This window comes from Kitasatospora sp. NPDC051164 (genome assembly GCF_044455625.1).
Classification (GTDB): Bacteria; Actinomycetota; Actinomycetes; order Streptomycetales; family Streptomycetaceae; genus Kitasatospora.
This window is the reverse complement of record NZ_JBITFB010000061.1, coordinates 1-21,539: the sequence shown is the minus strand read 5'-3', so window position 1 is coordinate 21,539 and position 21,539 is coordinate 1. Positions and strand designations below refer to the sequence as shown.

Annotated in this window: 15 protein-coding genes; 6 read left to right on the top strand and 9 right to left on the bottom strand. The window is 74.8% G+C overall.

The window, feature by feature from the left end; genetic code table 11:
• Positions 1–72: 72 nt before the first annotated feature.
• The 3 genes from ACIBEC_RS45205 to ACIBEC_RS45195 are packed head-to-tail and all read right to left on the bottom strand — an operon-like array spanning position 73 to position 2,707.
• Complete coding sequence (locus tag ACIBEC_RS45205) at positions 73–1,686, bottom strand: PH domain-containing protein (protein WP_360509050.1); 1,614 nt, start codon at positions 1,684–1,686, stop codon at positions 73–75.
• Positions 1,683–2,183 carry a PH domain-containing protein gene (locus ACIBEC_RS45200; RefSeq protein WP_360509052.1) on the bottom strand — a complete coding sequence of 167 codons (501 nt, stop codon included), beginning with the start codon at positions 2,181–2,183 and terminating at the stop codon, positions 1,683–1,685. Before ACIBEC_RS45200 ends, ACIBEC_RS45205 begins: the two co-directional genes overlap by 4 nt.
• 14 nt (positions 2,184–2,197) lie before the next feature.
• Positions 2,198–2,707 (bottom strand): hypothetical protein, encoded by a 510-nt coding sequence (locus ACIBEC_RS45195; protein WP_360509054.1) that lies wholly within the window; start codon positions 2,705–2,707, stop codon positions 2,198–2,200.
• Between the two features lie 220 nt (positions 2,708–2,927).
• Here ACIBEC_RS45195 and ACIBEC_RS45190 point away from each other — a divergent pair, with 220 nt between their 5' ends.
• Positions 2,928–4,277: a sensor histidine kinase gene (locus ACIBEC_RS45190; RefSeq protein WP_360509056.1), complete on the top strand. Its 1,350-nt coding sequence runs from the start codon at positions 2,928–2,930 to the stop codon at positions 4,275–4,277.
• A complete protein-coding gene (locus ACIBEC_RS45185) occupies positions 4,274–4,918 on the top strand; it encodes a response regulator transcription factor (protein ID WP_360509058.1) in 645 nt (214 codons plus the stop codon). Before ACIBEC_RS45190 ends, ACIBEC_RS45185 begins: the two co-directional genes overlap by 4 nt.
• A gap of 76 nt (positions 4,919–4,994) precedes the next feature.
• Here the strand turns inward: ACIBEC_RS45185 and ACIBEC_RS45180 are convergent, their stop codons facing one another.
• The 4 genes from ACIBEC_RS45180 to ACIBEC_RS45165 form a co-directional block, all read right to left on the bottom strand.
• On the bottom strand, positions 4,995–6,425 hold the full coding sequence (locus ACIBEC_RS45180; protein ID WP_360509060.1) for a class I adenylate-forming enzyme family protein: 1,431 nt from the start codon (positions 6,423–6,425) through the stop codon (positions 4,995–4,997).
• Positions 6,426–6,732: 307 nt separating this feature from the next.
• Entirely contained in the window at positions 6,733–7,404 is a 672-nt protein-coding gene (locus ACIBEC_RS45175) for a 4'-phosphopantetheinyl transferase superfamily protein (RefSeq protein WP_360509062.1), read from the bottom strand.
• Positions 7,401–8,264, bottom strand: coding sequence for a metallophosphoesterase (locus tag ACIBEC_RS45170; protein WP_360509064.1), 864 nt, complete (start codon positions 8,262–8,264; stop codon positions 7,401–7,403). Before ACIBEC_RS45170 ends, ACIBEC_RS45175 begins: the two co-directional genes overlap by 4 nt.
• 53 nt (positions 8,265–8,317) lie before the next feature.
• Complete coding sequence (locus ACIBEC_RS45165; RefSeq protein ID WP_360509066.1) at positions 8,318–9,253, bottom strand: ACP S-malonyltransferase; 936 nt, start codon at positions 9,251–9,253, stop codon at positions 8,318–8,320.
• Between the two features lie 254 nt (positions 9,254–9,507).
• Between ACIBEC_RS45165 and ACIBEC_RS45160 the strand changes: the two genes are divergently transcribed.
• The 4 genes from ACIBEC_RS45160 to ACIBEC_RS45145 all read left to right on the top strand — a co-directional run bounded on the left by ACIBEC_RS45160 (position 9,508) and on the right by ACIBEC_RS45145 (position 16,465).
• Entirely contained in the window at positions 9,508–10,311 is an 804-nt protein-coding gene (locus tag ACIBEC_RS45160) for a carbon-nitrogen hydrolase family protein (RefSeq protein ID WP_360509068.1), read from the top strand.
• A 30-nt stretch (positions 10,312–10,341) separates the two neighbouring features.
• Complete coding sequence (locus ACIBEC_RS45155) at positions 10,342–12,024, top strand: NAD(P)/FAD-dependent oxidoreductase (protein WP_360509070.1); 1,683 nt, start codon at positions 10,342–10,344, stop codon at positions 12,022–12,024.
• Positions 12,025–12,232: 208 nt separating this feature from the next.
• A complete protein-coding gene (locus tag ACIBEC_RS45150) occupies positions 12,233–12,628 on the top strand; it encodes a transposase family protein (protein WP_360509072.1) in 396 nt (131 codons plus the stop codon).
• 936 nt (positions 12,629–13,564) lie between these two features.
• Positions 13,565–16,465, top strand: a complete 2,901-nt coding sequence (locus ACIBEC_RS45145; protein WP_360509074.1) for an AAA family ATPase — start codon at positions 13,565–13,567, stop codon at positions 16,463–16,465.
• 124 nt (positions 16,466–16,589) lie between these two features.
• Here ACIBEC_RS45145 and ACIBEC_RS45140 read toward each other — a convergent pair whose 3' ends face one another.
• Entirely contained in the window at positions 16,590–17,354 is a 765-nt protein-coding gene (locus tag ACIBEC_RS45140) for an alpha/beta fold hydrolase (protein WP_360509076.1), read from the bottom strand.
• 177 nt (positions 17,355–17,531) lie between these two features.
• Positions 17,532–21,539 (bottom strand): type I polyketide synthase (locus tag ACIBEC_RS45135; RefSeq protein ID WP_396290668.1); only part of this gene is annotated, 4,008 nt, incomplete at its 5' end.

Sequence of the window (21,539 nt, the reverse complement as noted above, 5' to 3'; positions counted from 1 at the left end):
CGCCCGAGTGGGGCACCGGGGTGCGGGACGTTCACCCGGGCCGCGACCCGGGTGAGCCGGGTGCCGGTCCGGTCAGTCGCGGACCAGGAACGGCGCGAGGAGCCCGGGCACGGCCTCCTCGGCGAAGGCCAGCCCCTCCCCCTCGGCGACGTCGCGCACCCGGTAGACGCCCGCGCCGGCCGCGGTGGCGGCCCCCAGGGTGAGCAGCCCGGCACGGCGCTGGAAGTAGGAGCGGGAGACCGTCCAGCCGATCACGCCCTCGCGCCGGAGGGCGACGGTGCGGCGGACGAAGGTGCCCGACCTGGCCACCAGGTAGGGGCCGGTGAGGCCATGGCCGAGGGCGCGGTGGGCGTCGGCGGCGAGCAGGGCGCCGGCGGGCAGCAGCACGGCGGCGCTGATCCCGGCGGCGACCAGGAAGGCGGGCAGCCAGATGCCCGGCAGCGCCACCGCGCCGACCACCGGCAGGACGACCAGCAGGGCCCGGTTGAGCCTGCGGCGCAGCGCCCGGCGGGGGTGGCGGTGCAGGTCGGCGCGCTCGGTCGGCGACCGGTCGTCGCCGAGCACCGCGGCGGCGACCCGGAGCACCTCGGAACGCGGTGAGGGCGGCATCAGGGCCCCGCGGGAGCGGTTCTCCTCGGCCGAGCCGAGTCCGCCGGCGACGGCCTGGAGCCGGGCGCCGCCGCCCGAGCGCAGCAGCAGCGGCTCGACCAGCTCGACGCCGCGCAAGCGCCGCTCCTCGATGGAGACCGACCGGTGGATCCACAGTCCGCGCCGCACCCGCAGAATGCCGCCCTCCTCGCGGGCCAGCCGGAAGCCGGACCAGCCCTCGACGTACAGGGCCACCGCGCCGGCGGTGCCGACGGCGGCGACGGCCAGCAGGGTGACCGGGACGGCGACCCAGACGGGCACAGCGGTGAAGGCGTCGGCCGCGCTGCGGACGACGCCCAGCTCCAGCGGGTCGACCTGCATCTCGTGCAGGGTGCGGTAGGCGGCGCCGAGCACGGCGAACAGGCCGCCGACGCCCCAGACGGTCAGCGGGGCGTAGCGGGTCCAGGACGGGTCGAAGGCGGCGATCGTGTCGTCGGCGGCCTGTTCGACCTGCCCGTCGTGGCCGGCGGCGAGCAGCGCCGCGCGCCGGTTGAGCAGGTCCCGGCGGAGCGCGGCGGCCTGGTCGCGGGTGACGCCGTCCAGGGTGAGCGAGCCGCCCGAGGAGCCGACGGCGGCGACGCCGACGGTGACCGCGGCGAGGCCGGCGAGGCGCTGCAGCGGCTTGGCGGTGACGTCGGCGTTGCGGATCCGCCCCAGCAGGACGGTGCGGCGGCTGCGGAACAGCAGGCCCTTGTGGACCTCCAGCCGGTCGTGGGTGACGCGGTAGCGGGTGGTGAGGCAGCGCATCAGATTGATGCCGGCGACCACCCCGAAGGCGATGGTGAGCGAGGCGACCGTGATCAGGGCCTGCAGGTTCAGCCTGCCGTGGCCGCCGAGCGCGGTGCCGGCCGCGGTGGCGGCGGGGGCGAGCAGCCAGCTGAGGTGGACGGGGACGGAGCGCAGGCTGAGCCGCTGCCAGTCCGGGCCCTCCGGCCCGTCGACGGGCGCGGTCCCGGCGCGCTGGCCGGGGACGGTGGCGGGGTCGGCGACGGGGTCGGCGGTGCCGGGCTGCTCGGGCCCTGCGGGTTCGGTACTCATGTGGCGTCCCCCGGGGTGGCCTGGGTGGTGCGGGTCAGGTGCTCGACGACCTCGACGGCCCTGCGGTGGTCGATGCCGCGGATGGTCACGTCGCCGGCGGCGGAGGCCGTGGTGACCTTGATCCCGGCGAGCCCGAACAGCTGCTCCAGCGGACCGCGGACGGTGTCCACGGTCTGGATCCGTGACAGCGGGGCGACCCGCCAGCGCTGCCAGAGCCAGCCGGAGGCCGTGTAGACGGCCTCGTCGGTGGTCTCCCAGCGGTGCACCCGGTAGCGCCACTGCGGCATCACCGCGATGTACGCGACGCCGGGGACGGTGACCCCGAGCAGCACCCACCCGAAGACGAACCGGGCCGGCGGGATCAGGAGGTAGAGCGCGGCGGCGGCCAGGATGAGCGGTACGGGGATCAGCGAGGCCTGCACCGTCCACCAGGCGAGGGCGCGGCGCTCCACCCGGTGCCGCGGCGGCCGCAGCCGGAGTCCTTCGGATGAGGGCATTTCCTGTCCTGTTCCTATCGGATGGTGACCCGGAGGCGTCGGCGGCGGTTCAGCACCACGACCGTGCGTACGAGTACGGTGGCGAGTGCCATCAGCACGAGCGAATTCGAGAACACGTCAGGCCCGCTGATCCGGTACTTGATGGCGAACTCGATGATATCGGCGGTGTACCAGTGCTCGATTCCGTAGACGAAGACCACCCGGGCCGCCGACATCAGGAGCCAGAACAATGCGTAAAGCAGGCCCGCCCGGGTGTACACGTTCCCGTCGGAATCCAGCTCGCCGGGGAGCATCGCCCCGGCGGTCAGGCCCAGGATGATGCCGATGCCGATGCCGACCAGTTGCAGCGAAAGGTCGTTGCCGGCCAGCTGCGGGCTGTGGAAGAACAGCACCATCACGGCGGCCACCGCGATCAGCGGCCGGATCAGGCGCATGGTGGTGACCCGGCGTCGGCCGAGGTCGCTGGCCAGGATGACGGCCAGCACCGTCCCGCTGACCACCAGGGTGGTGGTGAACCCGCTCATGTGGTGCGGCTCCCGAGGATCGTCCGTCGAGGAACGCGGTTCGTCCTCGCTGATCTCCACGCTAGGGACGCGGCGCGGGTGCCGGAACAACCGGTGGACGGACCGGGTGTCCACCGGTCGGTGGACACCCGGGGCGACGGCGCGGCGCGGACCGGCCCGGCCGACGGGCCGCCGGTCGGCGGGTGCACGCGGCGGAGGGCGCGTGGTAGGACTGGTCAGCGTGCCAGCCCGTGCCCTGCCCGACCAGCCCCCCGCCGCCGTCCGTCCCGTCCCCTCCGACCCGCCCGACCCGGGTGCGCCGGGTGTGCCGGACGTCCGCGCCGACGGCGCGCAGGCGGCCTTCCGACAGGATCCGATGGCCCGTTGGGCCGGCCTGTGGGACGCCTACTTCGGGCTCTGCTACCTCGTCACCGCCGGGCTGCTGCTCACCTCGCAGGCCGCGCCGGGCCGGGTCGCCGGCGCGGTCGCCGCACTGACCCTGATGGTGCCCTGGTACGCCGCGTTCGGGCGGCCGCTGCTGCGCGGCGGCGAACGGCCGCCCCGCAGCCGCTGGTTCGCGGCCGGTCTGCTCACGCTGTTCGCGGTGGCCGCCGTCCTCGACCTGGCCGCCGCCTTCGCACTGTTCGCCGTCTGCCCGATGCTGCTGATGAGCCTGCCGTCCTCGCTCGGGATCGCGGTGGTGCTCTGCGCCAACCTGGTGCCGCCCGCCCTGGTGTGGGTCAGCAGCGGACGGCTCGGCCCCGAGGTGCTCGGCGTGCTGCCGCTGACCCTGCTGGGGATCGCGCTGACCGTGCTGCTGGGCCTGTGGATCACCAGGGTGATCGAACAGAGCCGCGAACGCGGCCGGCTGATCGAGGAGTTGGAGCGCAGCCGGGAGCGGGAGGCCCGGCTGTCGCGCCAGGCCGGGATCGCCGCCGAGCGCGAACGCCTGGCCCGCGAGATCCACGACACCGTGGCCCAGGGCCTGACCAGCATCATCGCGCTGATCCAGACCGCGGAGGCGGAGCTGGAGGACGACCCGCAGCTGGCCCGGCGGCACCTCGCACTGGCCGCCAGGTCCGCCGTCGACAACCTGGCGGAGACCCGCGGCTTCGTCGCCGCGCTCACCCCGGCGGCGCTGCGCGGCGACTCGCTGGGCGAGGCGCTGCGGCGCCGGGGCGGGGCGTTCGCCGCCGAGACCGGGCTGACCGTCGACTACACCGCCGAGGGCACCGAGTTCCCGCTGCCGACGGCGGTCGCGGTGGTGCTGCTGCGCGCCGCGCAGGAGTCGCTGGCCAATGTCCGCAAGCACGCGGGCGCCCGACGGGTCGCGCTGCGGACCGAGTTCACGGACGGCGAGGTGCGGCTGACGGTCACCGACAACGGCTGCGGGTTCGACACCGCGGGGCCGACCGAGGGGTACGGGCTGCGCGGACTGCGGGCCCGGCTCGCGGAGACCGGCGGCACCGCCCGGGTGTCCAGCAGGCCCGGCTTCGGGACGGTGGTGGACGTCCGGGTGCCGCTCGGCACCGTCGGCCCGGCCCGGCCCGACGACAGCACCCGCGACGATCCCGACGGAGGAAACCGATGACGCCGCCCGCCCCCGCTGCCCGGGCGATCACCGTGCTGATCGCGGACGACCACCCCGTGGTCCGCGAGGGCCTGTCGGCGATGCTAGAGTCCGCGCCGGGGATCGCCGTCGCGGGGACGGCCGGCGGCGGCGAGGAGGCGGTGGTGCTCGCCGCCTCGCTCGACCCGGACGTGGTGCTGATGGACCTGCGGATGGGCACGATGGACGGCGTCACCGCGACCGCGCGCATCCTGGCGCACTCGCGGCGCCCTCGCGTGGTGGTGGTGACCACGTACGAGAGCGACGCGGACATCCTGCGCGCGGTCGAGGCGGGCGCGGCGGGCTACCTGCTGAAGGGCACCTCGCGCAGCGACCTGATCGACGCGGTGCGGGCCGCCGCCCGCGGCGAGACGGTGCTCTCCCCCGCCGTCGCGGGCCGGTTGTTCCGGGCGCGGGCGCAGGAGGCGCCGCCGGTGTCGGCGCGCGAGCGCGAGGTGCTGCAGCTGGTCGGCCGGGGTCTGACCAACGCCGACATCGGCCGCGAACTGCACATCGGCGAGGCGACGGTGAAGACGCACCTGCTGCGGATCTTCCGCAAGCTGGAGGTGTCCGACCGGACGGCGGCGGTGCTGGCCGCGATGGAGCGCGGGCTGCTGGACTGACCGGGCGGCCGCGGCCGGACGCGCGGCGGGGCCGCCGTCCGGGTGCCGGACGGCGGCCCCGCCGAGCCGACCCGGCTCAGGCGTCCGGCGCCGCCGGGCCCGCGCCGGCGAGGGCGAGCTCGGACATCCGGCGCTTGTCCGGCTTGCCGTTGCGGTTGAGCGGGAAGCCCTCCACGACGACCACCCGGTTCGGCTGCTCGTAGACGGGCAGCAGCTCGCCCAGCACCGCCCGCCAGTGGGCGGCGTCGCGCAGCTGCTCGTCCTCGACGAAGAACACCAGGCTGCTGCCGCGCCGCTCGTCGGGTAGCGCGACGATGCGGGTGGCGCAGCCCCCGGCGGCGGCCTTGCGCTCGACGATCTCCGGGTAGAGCGTGTGGCCGTTGCGGTGCACGGCGAACTTCCGTCCGAGGACGAAGAGGTTGTCGTCGGCGTCCAGGTAGCCGAGGTCGCCGGTGCGGAAGACGTCCTGGGCGACCGGGTCGATGCCGCCCTCGTCCGTCAGGTAGCCGATCATCACGTCCGGTGTCTCGACGAGCAGTTCGCCGACGACTCCGGCCGGCACCTCGCGGTCCTCGTCGTCGACGACCCGGATCCGCAGGCCGTCCATGACCCGGCCGCAGGAGACCGCGTTGTCGGCGGTGGCGAACGCGACGTTGCCGGCCTCGGTGCTGCCGTAGCTGTCGAGCAGCGGCAGGCCGAGACGCTCGACGTACAGGTCGGTGAGCGACTGGTCGAGCGGGGCGGCGCCGCTGCAGAACATCCGGACGGCGCCGAGCGAGCGCTCCAGGACGGGCCTCTGGCGCAGGATGCCCAGGATGCTGCGGTAGGTCGCCGGGGTGGCGTCCAGCACGGTGGCCCCGGAGGGGCCGGCCATCCGCAGCGCCCGGTCCAGGCGCTTGTAGGGGGCGATGACCAGCGAGCCCTGCACGATCCACGCGATCAGCACCATCGACAGGCCGTACTGGTGCGAGAACGGCAGCAGCGGCAGCAGCACGTCATCCGCGGTATGGCCCATGTGGTGGGCGTTGCGCTCCAGGTTCTTCAGGAACCGGCCGCCGTTCTTGACGATGCCCTTGGGTGCGCCGGTCGAGCCGGAGGACCACATGATCAGTGCGTCGTCGAGGTCGCACCAGGCGCCGAAGTCCAGGTGCTGATCCGTCACCCTGACCTCGGGGGCGGCGGAGATCAGCTCGTAGAGGTGGACCGGGTCGGACTCCGGCGGGACCGGCGCGTCGTCGTCCACCAGCACCAGCTTGGTGCCCGCGCGGCGGATGATCGAGCCGGTCGCCTCTCGTTTCTCCTGCTGGTCCACCAGGACGACCGAGGCGCCCAGGTGCATCAGGGCGAAGAGCACGGAGACGTAGCTCACGGAGTTCCCGGCCTTCAGCAGCACCCGGCTGCCGAGTCCGACGCCGCGCTCGCGCAGCACCTGCGCGACCCTCAGGGTGTCCTGCTCGAACTCGGCGAGCGTCGCCGCCGAGTCCTCCGCAAAGATCTTTGCCGCCATCGGCTCACTCTTCCTTCTCGTACTCGGCGGCCACCGAGGGGGCGCGCCCGCCACTGCGGCGCGCGGGCGTCGGATCCGGGGCCGAGGGGGAGGTCCGCGGCAGTCGGCTGACGCGGCATTGGGTCGGGCGCCCGTGGCGCCGGGCGCGCCGCACGACCGGCGGTCGGGGCCCGGCCGGGATCGCCCGAGCTCCGCCACGTCCGGGACGTTACCGACGGGTCGGCGGCTGCAGTACCCCTATCCGCCCCCACCCCTGCGGGGTCGCCCCGGTCCGTCAACTCCCCTTCACCGCAACCGTGCTGGACGTTCAGGGCCGCGGCACGGCGATCGCCGTCAGGACCAGGCCGGACGCGGCCAGCCAACGCCCCCGGAAGCCGGGCAGCCGGCGGCCGGCCACCACCGGGCCGGGGACGAGCAGCCGTGCCGTGAAGGTGCCGTCCGGAGAGAGCACCAGGGTCGCCTCGGTGAAGTCGAGCATCAGCCCGGTCAGCGGGAACCACGCCTTGTAGACGCTCTCCTTCGCACTGAACAGCAGCCGGTCCGGGTGGAGCTCGGGCCGCGCGCGGCGCAGGGCGGCGAGCTGCGGCAGCTCCTCCGGGCGGCCGATCGCCTCCAGGACGCCCTCGGGCAGCGGCAGGTCGGACTCGGCGTCGATGCCGAGGCTGAGCAGGCGGTCGGCCGGGGCCAGGGCGGCCGCGCGGTAGCCGGCACAGTGCGTCATGCTGCCGACCAGGCCGTCCGGCCAGCGGGGTTCCCCGCGCGGACCGGGCACCAGCGGGACGGCCGGGCGGCCGAGGGCGGCCAGGGCGCGTCGGGCGCAGGCCCGGACCGCCCGGAACTCCGCCTGCCGCAGCGGCACCGACGCCGCGATGTGCTCCTGCTCCTCGGGGAAGAGCTCCGGCGCCTCGGCGGCCGCGGTCGGCAGCACCCCGGTGGACTCCGCCACCGCGACCCCGTCGGGCAGGATCCGTTCGATCACCGGGCACCCCGCTCGGGCAGGATCCGGGTCAGCCCGGCCGGCGCGCCCGGTCCGCGTCGGCGCCACTCGCGCGGGTAGCCGACCGACACCTCCTCGAAGCGGACGCCGTCGTAGCGGGTGCTGCGCGGGATGTGCAGGTGCCCGTAGACGACGGCCGCCGTGCGGAACCGGGTGTGCCAGTCGGCTGTGGCGGTGGTGCCGCACCACTGGGCGAACTCGGGGTAGTACAGGACGTCGGTCGGGGTGCGCACCAGCGGGTAGTGGTTGACCAGGACGGTCGGCACCGCCGGGTCCTCCGCCGCGAGCCGGCGTTCGGTAGCCGTCACCCGGGCCCGGCACCAGGCCTCGCGGCTCGGGTAGGGGTCGGGGTGCAGCAGGTACTCGTCGGAGCAGACCACGCCGCTCTCGTGGGCCCGGGCCAGGGCCTGCGCCTTGGTCCGGGTGCCCGGCGGCAGGAAGGTGTAGTCGTAGCCGACGAACAGCGGCGCGATCCGCACCGGGCCGCCCTCCCCGTGCCAGAGCGGGTAGGGGTCCTCCGGGGTGTGCACGCCGAGGCCGCGGCAGATGCGCACCAGGTGCTCGTAGCGGGCGACGCCGCGCAGCGCGACCGGGTCGGAGGGGTGGGTCCACAGTTCGTGGTTGCCGGGTGCCCAGACGACGGTGGCGAAGCGCTCGGCGAGGACGCCGAGGGCCCACTCCACGTCGGCCGCGATCTCGCCGATGTCACCGGCGACGATCAGCCAGTCGCGCGGGCCGTGCGGGCGCAGGCCCTCGACGATCGCGCGGTTCTCCTGGTAGCCGATGTGCAGGTCGCTGGTCGCGAAGAGCGTGCCGTCCGCCGCACCGGGGTGGTTCGTCAAGGGGTGGTGCCTTCCTCGGGGCCGCTCGGCCGCGCGTGTGCGCCGACGGCCGGTCAGGCGGCTGGTGTGAGTGCCGTTTCGGGGGCAAGCGTGCTGGTGGTGAAGTTGTCGACGGTGCAGCGCAGCCGGCGCAGCAGCCGGTCGCGGCCGACGATGGTGATCCGGTCGACGCCGAGGTCGGCCAGGGTGGCCACCACGCCGGGCCAGTTCATCGGGCGGACGAATCCGCCGAGCAGCCAGGCCGAGGCCTGCGAGGCGCTCTCCACCAGCGAGCCGTCCTGGTCGGAGACGATCGGCACGCGCGGGTCGCGCAGCCGGTAGCGGGCGAGGACGTCCTGCTCGACGCGGTCGCGCAGCGGGCCGAAGATGCTCGCGTGCGCGGGCGGGCGCATCGTGTACAGGGAGTAGCCCCCGCTGTCGCCGATACGGCGCTTGAAGCCGTCCAGGGCCCGTTCGGAGAGCGAGACCATGCAGAGATCGTGGTCGAGCCGGGAGGAGACCTCGTACCACTCCCCGGCGTCGGCGAGTTCGGCGAGCAGCTCGTCGAGCAGCTCCGGGCCGATCTTGACGAAGGAGTGGGTGACGATGTCGCGGTGGTGCTCGGTGAAGTACGCGGCCTCGCAGCGGGCGGTCTCGGCGACCAGGCTTACGGCCTCCTCGAAGGGCAGCACGCCGGCGTGCGCGGCGGCCGCCGACTTGCCGAAGCTGACGCCGGCGCAGTAGTCGGCCGGCTCCTGCCGGCCGGTGGCCAGACCCCACTCGACCAGGGCCAGCGAGGCGACGAAGGAGGCCACCTGCGCGGTCTCGGAGTAGTCGTCGTCGCTGTCGCGCAGCGCGTCGAAGACGCTGTGGCCGAGCACCTCGTCGGCGGCCGCGAAGTACTTCCGCGCGGCGGCGTTGACCACCATGAAGCGGCCGAAGTCGGCGAAGCGCGAGGGGCCCATGGCGGGGAAGACGAGTGCGTTGCTCCCCGGCTCACCGGTCGTCATGTCAGCCCGTTCTGTCGGCGGTTCGGGACGGGACGGGGCCGGCCGGCGGTGCCGGGGGCAGGGGTCCCGGTGGAACACAACCGCGCCGGCCGGGGCGGCCGCCACCCCTGTCGGCACCCCTGCGGCCCCTAGGCCGGCGGCCGCGGCGGACCCTCGCTGACCAGGGGTTGTCGGGGCGGGCGGCGTCCGCCTAGCGTCGGTGGCGGCGAACGACGCCCGGGGACGACGGCACCCGCTACCTGAGGACGCACGCGATGAGGATTGCTTGCTGGCAGGCCGCGTGCGGCTCCCCCGACGTCCCGCACCTGGTGGCGCGGCTGCGGGAGGCGGCCCGCCGGGCCGCCGAGGCGGGCGCCGAACTGCTGATCGCGCCGGAGATGACCCTCGGCGGCTATCCGCTGCGGCCCGGCAACCTGGCCGAGGCCTCCGGGCCGGTGGACGGCCCGCACTGCGCGGCCGTCTCCGCGGTCGCCCGGGAGTTCGGCATCGCCGTGGTGCACGGCTGGCCGGAGGACGACGGCACCGGCGTCTACAACGCGGCCCGGTTGGTGGGCCCGGACGGCGGCACCCTCGCGGCCTACCGCAAGGCGCACCTGTTCGGCGACGTGGACGCCTCCCGCTTCGTCCCGGGCGACCGCGGCGTGGTGCAGGCCCGCCTCGGCGGGCTGACCGTGGGGCTGCTGGTCTGCTACGACGTGGAGTTCCCCGAACCGGTGCGGGCGCACGCGATGGCCGGCACCCAGCTGCTGCTGGTGCCGACGGCGCTGATGCGGCCCTGGGACGTCGTCGCCAGGACCCTGGTGCCGGCCCGGGCCTTCGAGAGCCAGCTGTACGTGGCGTACAGCAACTGGATCGGCGCGCACGGCGGCCTGGACTTCTGCGGGCTGACCACGGTGGCCGCGCCGGACGGCACGCGGGTGACCCTGGAGGAACCCGTCGAGGGTCTGCTGCTGGCGGACGTCGACCCGGCCGTGGTGGCGAAGGCGCGCGCCGACACTCCCTATCTCCACGACCGGCGTCCCGAGCTCTACGAGGGTCTGCCCACCCGACTGGGCTGACCCTGTGGGCTGGGCCCCGAAAGGTGTCCCATGTCTCCCGGTACCGGCGCGTTCTCGCGTGAACTGACCGCCCCGCTGACGATGTTCGGCCCCGACTTCCCGTTCGCCTACGACGACTGGCTGGCTCATCCGGCCGGGCTCGGCCGGGTGCCGGCCGAGCGGCGCGGCACGCCGGTCGCGGTGGTGGGCGGCGGCGTTGCGGGCCTGGTGGCCGGCTACGAGCTGCTGCGGCTGGGCCTGCGCCCGGTGGTGTACGAGGCCGGGGAACTGGGCGGCCGGATGCGGGCGGTGCCCTTCCCGGCGGATCCGGCGGTCTCGGCCGAGATGGGCGCGATGCGCTTCCCGCGGTCGGCGCGGGCGCTCTTCCACTACGTGGACGCGCTCGGTCTGGAGACCAGTCCGTTCCCCAACCCGCTGTCGGCGCACACCCCGAGCACCCTGGTGCACCTGAACGGCGAGCACCGGGTGGCGCGGACGGCGGAGGACCTGCCGCCGGTGTACCGGGAGGTGTCGGACGCCTGGGAGAAGACGCTGCTGGAGCAGGCCGAGCTGGCGGTGGTGGAGGACTCCGTCCGTCGGCGCGACGCCCCGCTGCTGAAGGCGGTGTGGAACCGGATGGTGCGCACCCTGGACGACCAGTCCTTCTACGGCTTCCTGGCGGCCTCGCCGTACTTCCGCTCGTTCCGGCACCGGGAGATCTTCGGACAGGTGGGCTTCGGCACCGGCGGCTGGGACACCGACTTCCCCAACTCGATCCTGGAGGTGCTGCGGGTGGTGTTCACCGGCGCCGACCAGGACCAGGTGCGGCTGGTCGGCGGGACCGGCGGGTTCGTGGACGGGCTGTGGACGCGCCCGGCCGGCCCGGGCGGGCACTGGCCGGCCGGTACTTCGCTGGCCACCCTGCACGGCGGGCGGCCGCGTCCCGGGGTGCGGGCGCTGCGCCGGGTCGGCGACGGCGTGGAGGTGACGGACGCCGACGGGGTGTCGGAGCGCTACGCGGCGGTGGTCTTCACACCGCACGTGTGGACGCTGCTGAACCGGGTCGCGTGCGACCCGGCCCTGCTCTCCCAGCAGCACTGGACGGCGGTGGAGCGGACCCACTACATGGGCGCCTCGAAGCTGTTCGTCCTGACGGACCGGCCGTTCTGGCTGGATCGCGACCCCGCCACCGGCGCGGACATGATGAGCATGACGCTCACCGACCGTGCGCCGCGCGGGGTCTACCTGTTCGACCAGGGCGGCCCGGACCGGCCGGGCGTCATCTGCCTGTCGTACACGTGGAACGACGACTCGCTGAAGTTCGCCACGCTCAGCGACGAGGAGCGGCTGGAGGTCCTGCTCGCGCGGATGGCGGAAATCTATCCCACGGTGAATCTCCGCAGGCATATCATCGGACCGCCCGTTACGGTGACTTGGGAGACCGAGCCGCTGTTCATGGGCGCCTTCAAGGCGAACCTGCCCGGACAGTACCGCTATCAGCGGAGGCTGTTCACCCAGTTCGTGCAGGACGGCTTCCCGGCCGGTCAGCGCGGGTTCTTCCTGGCCGGGGACGACGTCTCCTGGACGGCGGGATTCGCCGAGGGCGCGGTCACCACCGCACTCAACGCGGTATGGGGCGTGGTGCACCACCTCGGCGGCGCCACCGACCCGGCCAATCCCGGCCCCGGGGACGTCTTCGACGAGATCGCGCCGCTCCTCCTGCCGGAGGAGTGAGCGCACGCCTCGTGGGCAGGCATGCGGGTGTCGGGCTGGGTAGCGATGGGGGACGGCAGCGGTGGACGCTAGGTGGGGGCTGGGCCCGGGACGGCCGGGCACGAGGCGACCGGACCTCGGGAGTCGGGAGCCGTGCCGGTCCGGCCCGCCGCCCCGGAGCCGGACGGAGGCCGGCGGCGGCGCAACACCGGACCGGGCAGGACGGGCGATGGCACAGCTGATCAGCGCGGCGGAGACGACCTGGGTGAAACTGCTCACCGGTCTGGCCGCCGACGAGTTCGCCGAACTGCTGGAGTCACTCCGCCCCCTCGCCGGAGACGACGGGCCGCGGGCCGGCCGGCGCTGGGCTCTCGGACTGGAGGACCGGGTCCTGCTGGTGATGACGTACCGGCGAACCGATCTGACCATGCGTGAGGTGGCCACTCTCTTCGGCATCTCGAAATCCGCCGCCGACCGCATCGTCGGCCACCTCGGCCCGCACCTGGCGTTCACCGGCACGCTGCGCAGCCGCCGCTGCCGGCTGGTCGTCCGGGACGGGACCGCGAACGACACCGGCGGCGTCCCTCCGCAGGACGGCGACCGCTCCGACTGCCGGCAGCCGTAGGTCGCTGCCCTCAGGCCGCGGACATCGGCCCGGGCCCGGCGGGTCGCATCCCGCGCCGACCGCGGCCGGACCCGCCCACACACAACCGCTCCACCTCACGACCACCGAATCGCCCACCCACGGACGGCCGGTTTCCCTCAGCAGCGCTCCGCTGCGGGAAACCGGCCGTTCGCTTGTATGTCCGAGTAATTACGGGACAGTTACGGAAATGAGCGGCCCCGGCCGGCGCCGGCGGGTGCCCCTGTTCGGAAGTTGACGGCTCCGGGCCGCCGCGCGGGCGGGCGGCGGCCCGGCGAGATGGGCGATTAGCCCGGATTTGCGGCTTCGACCCCGCCGAACGGGGGCCCCTACCCCTACCCCTAGGGCTCCTAGCGGCTACCAATCTTGATCAGTTCCTGATGGCAGGTATCGTCCGGCGGGGTTCGGCAGTGTTATGTTCTGACCAGTTGTCCCGCAACTCCTTTTCACGGCCTCGGCAGACGGCCACAGTGGCGGAGCGGACGGGCATGCAATCCGTGCGATCGCGATTCTGGTTGAATCCCGGATCATTCTTCATTCGGGCCGGACCGGAATTGTCGCCGCCAGTTCACCGGGGGAACAGTGTTCAACGCTATGGGATATGGCATTCAACACGTTGGGAACGGGCAGCCGAACGGATCGCTTCGGCACAGATCCAGACGCACCGTCAACTTCGTTTTCTCGCCTGCCAGTCAGTGAGGCGAGCGGCGCCGCCAGCGAGGACTCGCCCGGTGGGCAGCGGTGCCGACGCCCCGATCCCGGCGAACCGACGCCCCGTCGACCGGCCCCCGCGAGCCGAGGCCCGGAGGCCTGCCGGGAACGCCTTTGAACATTCCGTGCCGCCGTGCGCGAACGCGCCCTCGTACCCGGGCAGTCGCCACGGTCGGCTGTCGGGAACCGAAGCGAGGAGCCCAGCACATGACGCCCCGAACCGAATTGATCGAACGTGGCGAGGAATTGCTCCAGCTGAGCCGAATCACCACCGACGCACTGAACGGGGTGGGAGCGGTCGGCCTGGTGGCAGGACCGGTCGCCACCGGCAAGAGCGTCCTGCTCAGCGCACTGTGCGAGCAGGCCCACACGGCAGGCTTCGTCACCCTGCGTGCCGTCGGGGCGCAGGCCGAGGACCACACGCCGCTCAGCATCGCCGGCCAGCTGCTGCGCCACGCCCCGCTCAACCCGGCGCGCCACGAGCACGTCCAGCGCCTGCTGCGGCTCGCCGTCACCTCCGCCGCGGCCGCCGGGGCCGATGCGCCGTCCGCCCTCCACGCACGGACCGGCCCGGACTCCGACGCGGGCCGACCGGCCCGGCTCTGCGGCGATCTGGTTCAGGAACTCTGCGCCGTCCTGTTCGAACTCTCCACCGTGTCGCCGATCCTGATCTGCGTCGACGATGTGCACCACGCCGACGAGCACTCCCTGCAGTGGCTGCTCTTCCTGATCCGGCGGCTCGGTTCGGCCCGGATCGCCGTGGTCCTGACCGAGCGCACCGCCTCCCAGCACCCGCAGCCCGCCTTCCACGCCGAACTGCTGCGCCAGCCGAACTGCCGCCGCGTGATGCTCGGCCCGCTCAGCCACGACGGCGTCAGCGCCCTGACCGGCGCACGGCTCGAGGACGGCCGGCGCACCGTCGGGCAGCGCGACGAGGAGCTCGCGGCCCCCGAGCTCTGCGCCCGGGTCGATGCCCTGACCGGCGGCAACCCGCTGCTCGTCCACGCCCTGCTGGACGACCTACGGACCTGTACCCGACTGCCCTCCGAAGCCCGGTCCGCCACTCTGGGGGCCGGCTACGCCTTCTCCCAAGCCGTCGTCAGCTGCCTGCACCGCAGCGAGGCTTCGGCGCTGGCGGTCGCCCGCGGCATCGCCGTCCTCGGCGACGAGAGCTGCGTCCAGGTGCTCGGCCACCTGGTGGACCGCTCCCCCGCCTCGGTCGAACGCGTGATCAGAGGCCTCGACTCGGCCGGCATGCTGGAGCACGGCCGCTTCCGCCACCCGGCGGTGCGCACCGCCGTCCTGCACGACACCGACGCCGGCGAGCTCAGCCGCCTGCACTTCCGCGCCGCCCACCTGCTCTACACCCGGGGCGCCCCCGAGCGGGCCATCGCCGAGCAACTGCTGGCCTCCACCGAACCCGGCGAGGCCTGGAGCACCAAGGTGCTCTGCGACGTCGCCCGCGAGGCGCTGGTGGACGGCGACGCCGCACTGGCCCGGCGCTGCGTCGAGCACGCCCACCGCAGCTGCACCGACCGCCGCCGGCGCGGCGAGGTGCTGACCCTGCTGGCCGGCGTCGAGTGGCAGCTCCAGGCCGGCAACGCCGTCCGCCACCTGCCGCAGCTCACCTCCGCCCTGCGCTCCGGCGACCTCGGCGAACGCCAGTCCGTCGTAGTGCTCAAGTACCTGCTGCGGCACGGCCGGATCACCGAGGCCTCGGCCATCCTCGAACACATCATCGGCCAGCAGTGGACGGTCGAGAGCCGCACCGCCGCCGAACTGCAGACCGTCAAGCTCATGCTCTCCAGCTCCTACCCCGGCGCCATCGCCGACCTGCCGCCGCTCGGTCCCTGCCGGGTCGACGAGGGGCACACCCCCGCCGCCGTCCGGGCCGACCCGCAGCTGCAGGCCGCTGCCGTCCTGGACGAGGTGCTCAGCGGGCGGGCCCGCGAGCACACCTTCCTCGCCGCCGAACAGGTCCTGCGCAGCCTGCGCCTGACCTACCGCTCGTGGGAGCAGGCGGAGTTCGCCCTGCTCGCGCTGATCTACGGCGACCAGCTGGACCGGGCGGCGCTCTGCTGCGACCAGCTGCTGGAGCGGATCGGCAACGCCGCCGAGGGCTGGCGCCCGCCGCTGCTGGCGCTGCGCAGCCAGATCGCCGCCCGCCAGGGCCGGCTGGCCGACGCCGAACGCGACGCGATGGCCGCCCTGGAGGCGATGCCCTGGCAGGGCTGGGGCGTCAACATCGCCCTCCCGCTGGCCACCCTGCTCTGCGCGCAGACCGCGATGGGCAAGTACGAGGACGCCGCGGAGCTGCTCAACCGCCCGGTGCCGCAGGCCATCTACAAGACCCGCTACGGCCTGCACTACCTCTATGCGCGAGGCGAGTTCCGGCTGGCCACCAACAACTCCCAGGCCGCCCTCGACGACTTCACGATCTGCGGCGAGATGATGCAGGACTGGGACCTCGACCTGCCGAGCGTGGTGCCGTGGCGCGGCGCCGCGGCCCGGGTGCACCTGCAGGCCGGCGACTCCCAGAAGGCCAAGGTGCTGATCGACGAGCAGACCCGGCGCCTGCAACCAGGGCCGTCCCGCTCCCGCGGCATGACGGTGCGCCTGAGCGCCGCCGTCGCCGAGCTCAAGCACCGCCCCTCACTGCTGCGGCAGGCCGTCGACGAGCTCCAGCGCAGCGACTCGCCGATCGAGCTGGCGCTGGCGCTCGCCGACCTCGGCTACACCCACCAGAAGCTCGGCGACCACAAGCGTTCGCGGATCATGATGACCCGCGCCTGGCAGCTGGCCAAGGAGCACCGGGCCGAGCCCATCCAGCGCGGCCTGTCGAACCTGTTCTCCGACGTGCGCGAGGAGGTTCCGCAGACCGCAGGGGGCGCCTCTGCGGACGGCCTCAGCGACGCCGAGCGCCGGGTCGCCTCGCTGGCCGCGCTCGGGCACACCAACCGCGAGATCGCGCGTGAGCTGTTCATCACCGTCAGCACCGTGGAGCAGCACCTGACCCGGGTGTACCGCAAGCTCAAGGTCACCCGGCGCAGCGACCTGCCGGGCGAACTGTGCCTGGCGGCCGGCGGGGGCACCGCCGGCTACGCCTGATCCCCGATCGCTCCCGTAGCCCGCTCCGCGCTCCGCACCGGCGCGGCAGAACGACCACATCACATCTCCTCATGCGCCGTCGGCCCCGCTCGCCCAGCGGGGCCGACGGCGTACTGCCGCCCGGTCAGGCGGAGTGCGCGGCGAGCCCGTCGGTGATCTCGGCCAGCACCTCCCGCTGGTGCGCGGCGAGGTAGAAGTGGCCGCCGGGGAACACCCGCAGCTTGAAGTCGCCGGTGGTCTCCTCGGCCCACGCCTTGGCCTCCTCCACGCTGGACTTCGTGTCGTCGTCGCCGATCAGCGCCACGATCGGGCTGCTCAGCGGCCCGCCCTCCGGGCGGCGGTAGGTCTCGATCGCCCGGTAGTCGTTGCGGATCGCCGGGAGGATCATCCGCAGGATCTCCTCGTCGCCGAGCAGTGCCGTGTTGGTGCCGCTGAGCGTCTTCAGCTCCGCGACCAGGCCGTCGTCGTCGCGCAGGTGGACCCGCTCGTCCCGGTGGGTGGCCGGCCCGCGGCGCCCGGAGGCGAAGAGCACGGCCGGGGCGCGCCCGTCCGCCTCCAGCCGCCGGGCCAGTTCGAAGCCGAGGACCGCACCCATGCTGTGCCCGAACAGGGCAAGCGGGCGGTCGTCCTCGACCGGGGCGAGCACCCGGTGGATGCGGTCGGCGAGCTCGGCGACCGTCCCGATGCTGGGCTCGGAGCGGCGGTCCTGCCGGCCGGGGTACTGCACGGCGAGCACCTCGATGCCCGGCGACAGTGCGGCGGACACCGGGAAGTAGAAGCTCGCCGAGCCGCCGGCGTGCGGCAGGCACAGCAGCCGCACCGGGGCGTCCGGGGCCTGGTGGAAGCGGCGGATCCAGAGGTCGTACTCGGCGGGGTCGGGCGCGGTCATGCGGGATCTCTCTCTTCGGTCGAAGGACGGGTGGGTGGGTCGGTGGGTCGCGGTTGTGCGGGGGGCCGTCCCGGCCCGCCGGGGGTCGGGCCGGGACGGCGCGGACGGCACCGGCACTCGGGGCCGGTGCCCGTGGCGGTGCCGGCGCCGCCGCGGCGGGAGGCGCCGGCACCTGGCTCAGCAGACCTCGCGCAGCCAGTTCTCGATCAGCCCGGCGGTCGCGGCGGCGTGCTCCTCCATGACGGTGAAGTGGTCGCCGAGACCGTCGAGCACAGTGTGCTCGTGCGGCCAGGAGGCCCGGGCCCCGCTGGTGAGCGCCGCGGCGCCGGCGCCGGGCGCGGAGAGCGACTCGGGCGCCCGCACCAGCAGCGTCGGAGCGGCGATCCCCGCCGGGCGCCAACCGGTGAACAGCCGCAGGTAGCCGCCCATCGCGGTGAGCCTGGCGTCGTCCATCGGCACGTACGCACCCTCGCGCGCCAGCATCGCGCCGGTCAGCACGGGCAGCAGCTCGGCAACGGAGGTCGCCCCGCCGCCCGCTGTCGGGGCGCCGGGCGCGGCGGGCGCCGTGAAGGAGTAGGTGTCGACCAGCACGACGGCGGACGGTCCGGCGCCGAGCTCCTCCAGCCGGACCGCGGTCGCCTGGGCGAGCAGGCCGCCGGTCGAGTGGCCGAGCAGCACGAACTTCGCGCCGTCGGCGACCCGCAGCACGCTCTGCGCCGCCAGTTCGAGGATCGCCGCCGCGTCTGCGGGCAGCCGCTCGCCGTCGAGGAAGCCGGGCAGCGGCAGCGCGTTCACCGCCCGCCGCCCGCGGAAGGCCGCGGCCAGCCGGGCGTACTGGTGCGGCCCGGAGATCGCCAGCAGCGAGGGCAGGCAGACCAGCAGCGGCTGCTCCGGCCCCTCGGCGAGCCGGACCGGCTCCATCGCGGGCGCCGACGCCGACGCGGCCTCGGCCGCGTCGAAGGCCGGACGGAAGCGCGAGGCCGCGAACAGCAGCTCCATGAACTCGCCGCTGCGGCCCGTCGCCGCCGCCGACCGCAGCAGGGCGCCGATGCTGCCCAACGGGCGCCCGCTCTCCCCGTTGCCGGCCGCCGGCTCCGTACCCGGCCCGTCCGTCGCAGCACCGGACGTCCGGGACGCCCCGAGCAGGGTACGCAGCCTGGCGGCCACCAGCCGCGGCGCCGGGTGGTCGAAGAGCAGCGTCGCCGGCAGCCGCAGGCCGGTGGCCGCGGCGAGGCGGTTGCGCAGCTCCACGGAGGTCAGCGAGTCGAAGCCCAGCTCCAGGAAGGCCCGTTCGGCGTCCACGGCCTCCGGCCGCGGGTGACCGAGCACGGCCGCCGCGTGCATCCGGACGAGCTCCAGCAGGATGCCGTCCTGCTCCTCGGCAGACCGCCCGGCCAGCCGCTCGGCCAGCAGCTGCGGCGAGGAACCGCCGGCCGCCGCGGAGCGCCGCAGCGGGATGCGGACCAGGCCGCGCAGCAGCGCGGGCACCCGGCCGGTCGCGGCGGCGCCGGCCCGCACCCCGGCCAGGTCGATCCTGGCCGGTACCAGCAGCGCGCCACCGGGGCCGGCGGCGGGGTCATCGGCGTCGGCAGGGGCCCGGGTGGCGCCGGCGAGCGCCAGTGCGGTGTCGAAGAGGGCCAGGCCCTCGGCGGAGGAGAGTCCCATGACGCCGCCGCGGGCCAACCGCCGGACGCCCTCCTCGCCGAGGTCGCCGGTCATGGTGCTCTCCTCGGCCCACAGGCCCCAGGCGAGCGCGGTCGCGGGCAGGCCGGCGGCGCGGCGCCGCTCGGCGAGCGCGTCCAGGAAGGCGTTGGCGGCCGCGTAGTTGCCCTGGCCCGCCATGCCGAACACGCCGGCGGCGGAGGAGAAGAGGACGAACGCGGCCAGCGGGTGGCCGGCCGTCAGCTCGTGCAGGTTCCACGCCGCGTCGACCTTCGGGCGCAGCACGGCGTCGAGCCGTTCGGGGGTGAGCGAGGCGAGCAGGCCGTCGTCCAGCACGCCGGCGGCGTGCACGACGGCGGTCAGCGGGTGCGCCAGGCCGTCGAGCAGCGCGGCCAGGGCGGCGCGGTCGGCGACGTCGCAGGCGGCGAGCGTCACCTCGGCGCCGAGCGCGGTCAGCTCGGCGGACAGCGCGTCGGCCCCTTCGGCGGCCGCACCCCGGCGCGAGACCAGCAGGAGGCGCCGCGCTCCGTACGCCGTCACCAGGTGGCGGCTGACCAGCGCACCGAGCAGGCCGAGCGCGCCGGTGACCAGCACCGTGCCGTCCGGGTCGAGCGCGGGCCCCGTGGCGTCGGCCGTGTCGGTGGAGTCGGTGGCGTCGGGCACCCGCGCCAGGCGCGGGGCGAGCGCGTCCCCGGCGCGCAGGGCCACCTGGGGCTCGCCGCAGTCGGCGGCACGCGGCAGGACGTGCAGCGAGGCCGGGTCGGCGTCCAGATCGACCAGGACGATCCGGTCCGGGTGCTCCGCCTGGGCCGTCCGCAGCAATCCCCACGCGGCCGCCGCCGCCAGGTCGCCGGGGGTCGCCGGGCTGTCGGCGGTGGCCTCCGGATCGGCGGGGGCCGTCGCCCCGCGAGTCACCACGACCAAACGGGAGTCCGCGAACGGCTCCAGGTCGAGCCACTGCTGGAGGAGGCCGAGCAGGGCGTGCAGCCGGGCACGGGTCGCGGACACCGGGTCCGTCCCGTGCTCCGACGGTCCGCCGAGCAGCGGCAGGACGACGGTGCCCGGGGCGGCCGCACCGTCCGCGACGGCGGCGGACAGCGCGTCCAGCCCGCCGTACGGGGTCGCCCCGCCGAGGCCGAGCAGCCGAGCCGCATCCGCCGCAGCACCGGCACCCGGGCCGCCGAGGTCCGGCTCTGCGGCCAGGACCGCCCAGCCCTCGCCCGGCGCGCTCGCGACGGGCGGGCCCAGCGGCACCGGCGACCAGTCGACCCGGAACAGCGACTCGTGGAAGGCCGTCCGACCCGCCGACAGCCGGTCCACCGCGACCGGCCGCAGCACCAGCTGCTCGACCGTGGCGACCGGCGCGCCGGTGCCGTCCGCCACTGCCAGCGAGACCGCGTCGGCGCCCTGTGCGGTGATCCGCACCCGCAGCGAGGCGGCCCCCGCCGCGTGCAGGCGCACCCCGCCCCAGGCGAACGGCAGCCGGGCCTGTCCGGCACCGGCCAGCACACCGCCGAGGCCGATGGCGTGCAGCGCGCCGTCCAGCAGCGCCGGGTGCAGTCCGTAGCGGGCCGCCTGGTCGCGGCTCTCCTCCGGCAGCTCCACCTCGGCGAACAGGTCGCCGTCGCGGCGCCAGGCCGCGCGCAGGCTCCGGAACAGTGGGCCGTAGTCGAACCCGGCCGCCGCGAAGCCCTGGTAGACGGTGTCGACCGGGACGGCCTCGGCAGCGGCCGGCGGCCACTCGGACAGGTCGGGGCCGGCGTCGGTCGAAGGAGCTGCGGACAGCTGGCCGGCGGCGTGCCGGATCCACGGCTCCTCCGCCTCGGCCGCCTCCGCCCGGGAGTAGAGGCTGACGGCGCGCCGGCCGCCGTCGTCCGGTGCGCCGACCCAGAGCTGGACCTGCACCCCGCCCTGCGCGGGCAGGAACAGCGGTGCCTCCAGAGTCAGTTCGTCCAGCCGGTCGCAGCCCACCTGGTCGCCGGCCCGGACGGCCAGCTCCACGAACGCGGTGCCCGGCAGCAGCACCAGCTCACCGACGGCGTGGTCGGCCAGCCACGGGTGCGAGTCCAGGCCGAGCCGGCCGGTGAACAGGTACCCCTCGCCGTCGCCGTCGGCCAGCGCGAGGGACGCGCCGAGCAGTGGGTGGTCGGCGGACCCGAGACCGGCCGAGGTGACGTCGCCCAGCCAGCCGGTCAACGGGCGCGGCCAGTAGTGCGCACGCTGGAAGGCGTAGGTGGGGAGTTCGAGCGGCGGGACGGCGGTGGTGCCGGCGAAGGCGGCGGCCCGCCAGTCGACGGCCACGCCGCGCACCCACGCCTCGGCCAGCGAGGCCAGCACCCGGCGCGGGCCGCCCTCGCCGCGGCGCAGCGTGCCCACGCTCACCGCGTCGTGCCCGGCCGCCTCGGCGGTGTCCTGCACCGCCATCGCGAGCACCGGATGCGCGCTGACCTCGACGAAGGTGCCGTAGCCGTCGGCGAGGAGGGCGTCGACCGCCTCGGCGAACCGGACGGTGGTGCGGAGGTT

Excerpts from the sequence above, each read along its gene's own strand:
- ACIBEC_RS45145 (WP_360509074.1), top strand. The coding sequence starts at position 13,565 with ATGACGCCCCGAACCGAATTGATCGAACGTGGCGAGGAATTGCTCCAG.
- ACIBEC_RS45150 (WP_360509072.1), top strand. The coding sequence starts at position 12,233 with ATGGCACAGCTGATCAGCGCGGCGGAGACGACCTGGGTGAAACTGCTC.
- ACIBEC_RS45180 (WP_360509060.1), bottom strand. The coding sequence starts at position 6,425 with ATGGCGGCAAAGATCTTTGCGGAGGACTCGGCGGCGACGCTCGCCGAG.
- ACIBEC_RS45195 (WP_360509054.1), bottom strand. The coding sequence starts at position 2,707 with ATGAGCGGGTTCACCACCACCCTGGTGGTCAGCGGGACGGTGCTGGCC.
- ACIBEC_RS45140 (WP_360509076.1), bottom strand. The coding sequence starts at position 17,354 with ATGACCGCGCCCGACCCCGCCGAGTACGACCTCTGGATCCGCCGCTTC.
- ACIBEC_RS45165 (WP_360509066.1), bottom strand. The coding sequence starts at position 9,253 with ATGACGACCGGTGAGCCGGGGAGCAACGCACTCGTCTTCCCCGCCATG.
- ACIBEC_RS45185 (WP_360509058.1), top strand. The coding sequence starts at position 4,274 with ATGACGCCGCCCGCCCCCGCTGCCCGGGCGATCACCGTGCTGATCGCG.
- ACIBEC_RS45155 (WP_360509070.1), top strand. The coding sequence starts at position 10,342 with ATGTCTCCCGGTACCGGCGCGTTCTCGCGTGAACTGACCGCCCCGCTG.
- ACIBEC_RS45200 (WP_360509052.1), bottom strand. The coding sequence starts at position 2,183 with ATGCCCTCATCCGAAGGACTCCGGCTGCGGCCGCCGCGGCACCGGGTG.
- ACIBEC_RS45205 (WP_360509050.1), bottom strand. The coding sequence starts at position 1,686 with ATGAGTACCGAACCCGCAGGGCCCGAGCAGCCCGGCACCGCCGACCCC.
- ACIBEC_RS45160 (WP_360509068.1), top strand. The coding sequence starts at position 9,508 with ATGAGGATTGCTTGCTGGCAGGCCGCGTGCGGCTCCCCCGACGTCCCG.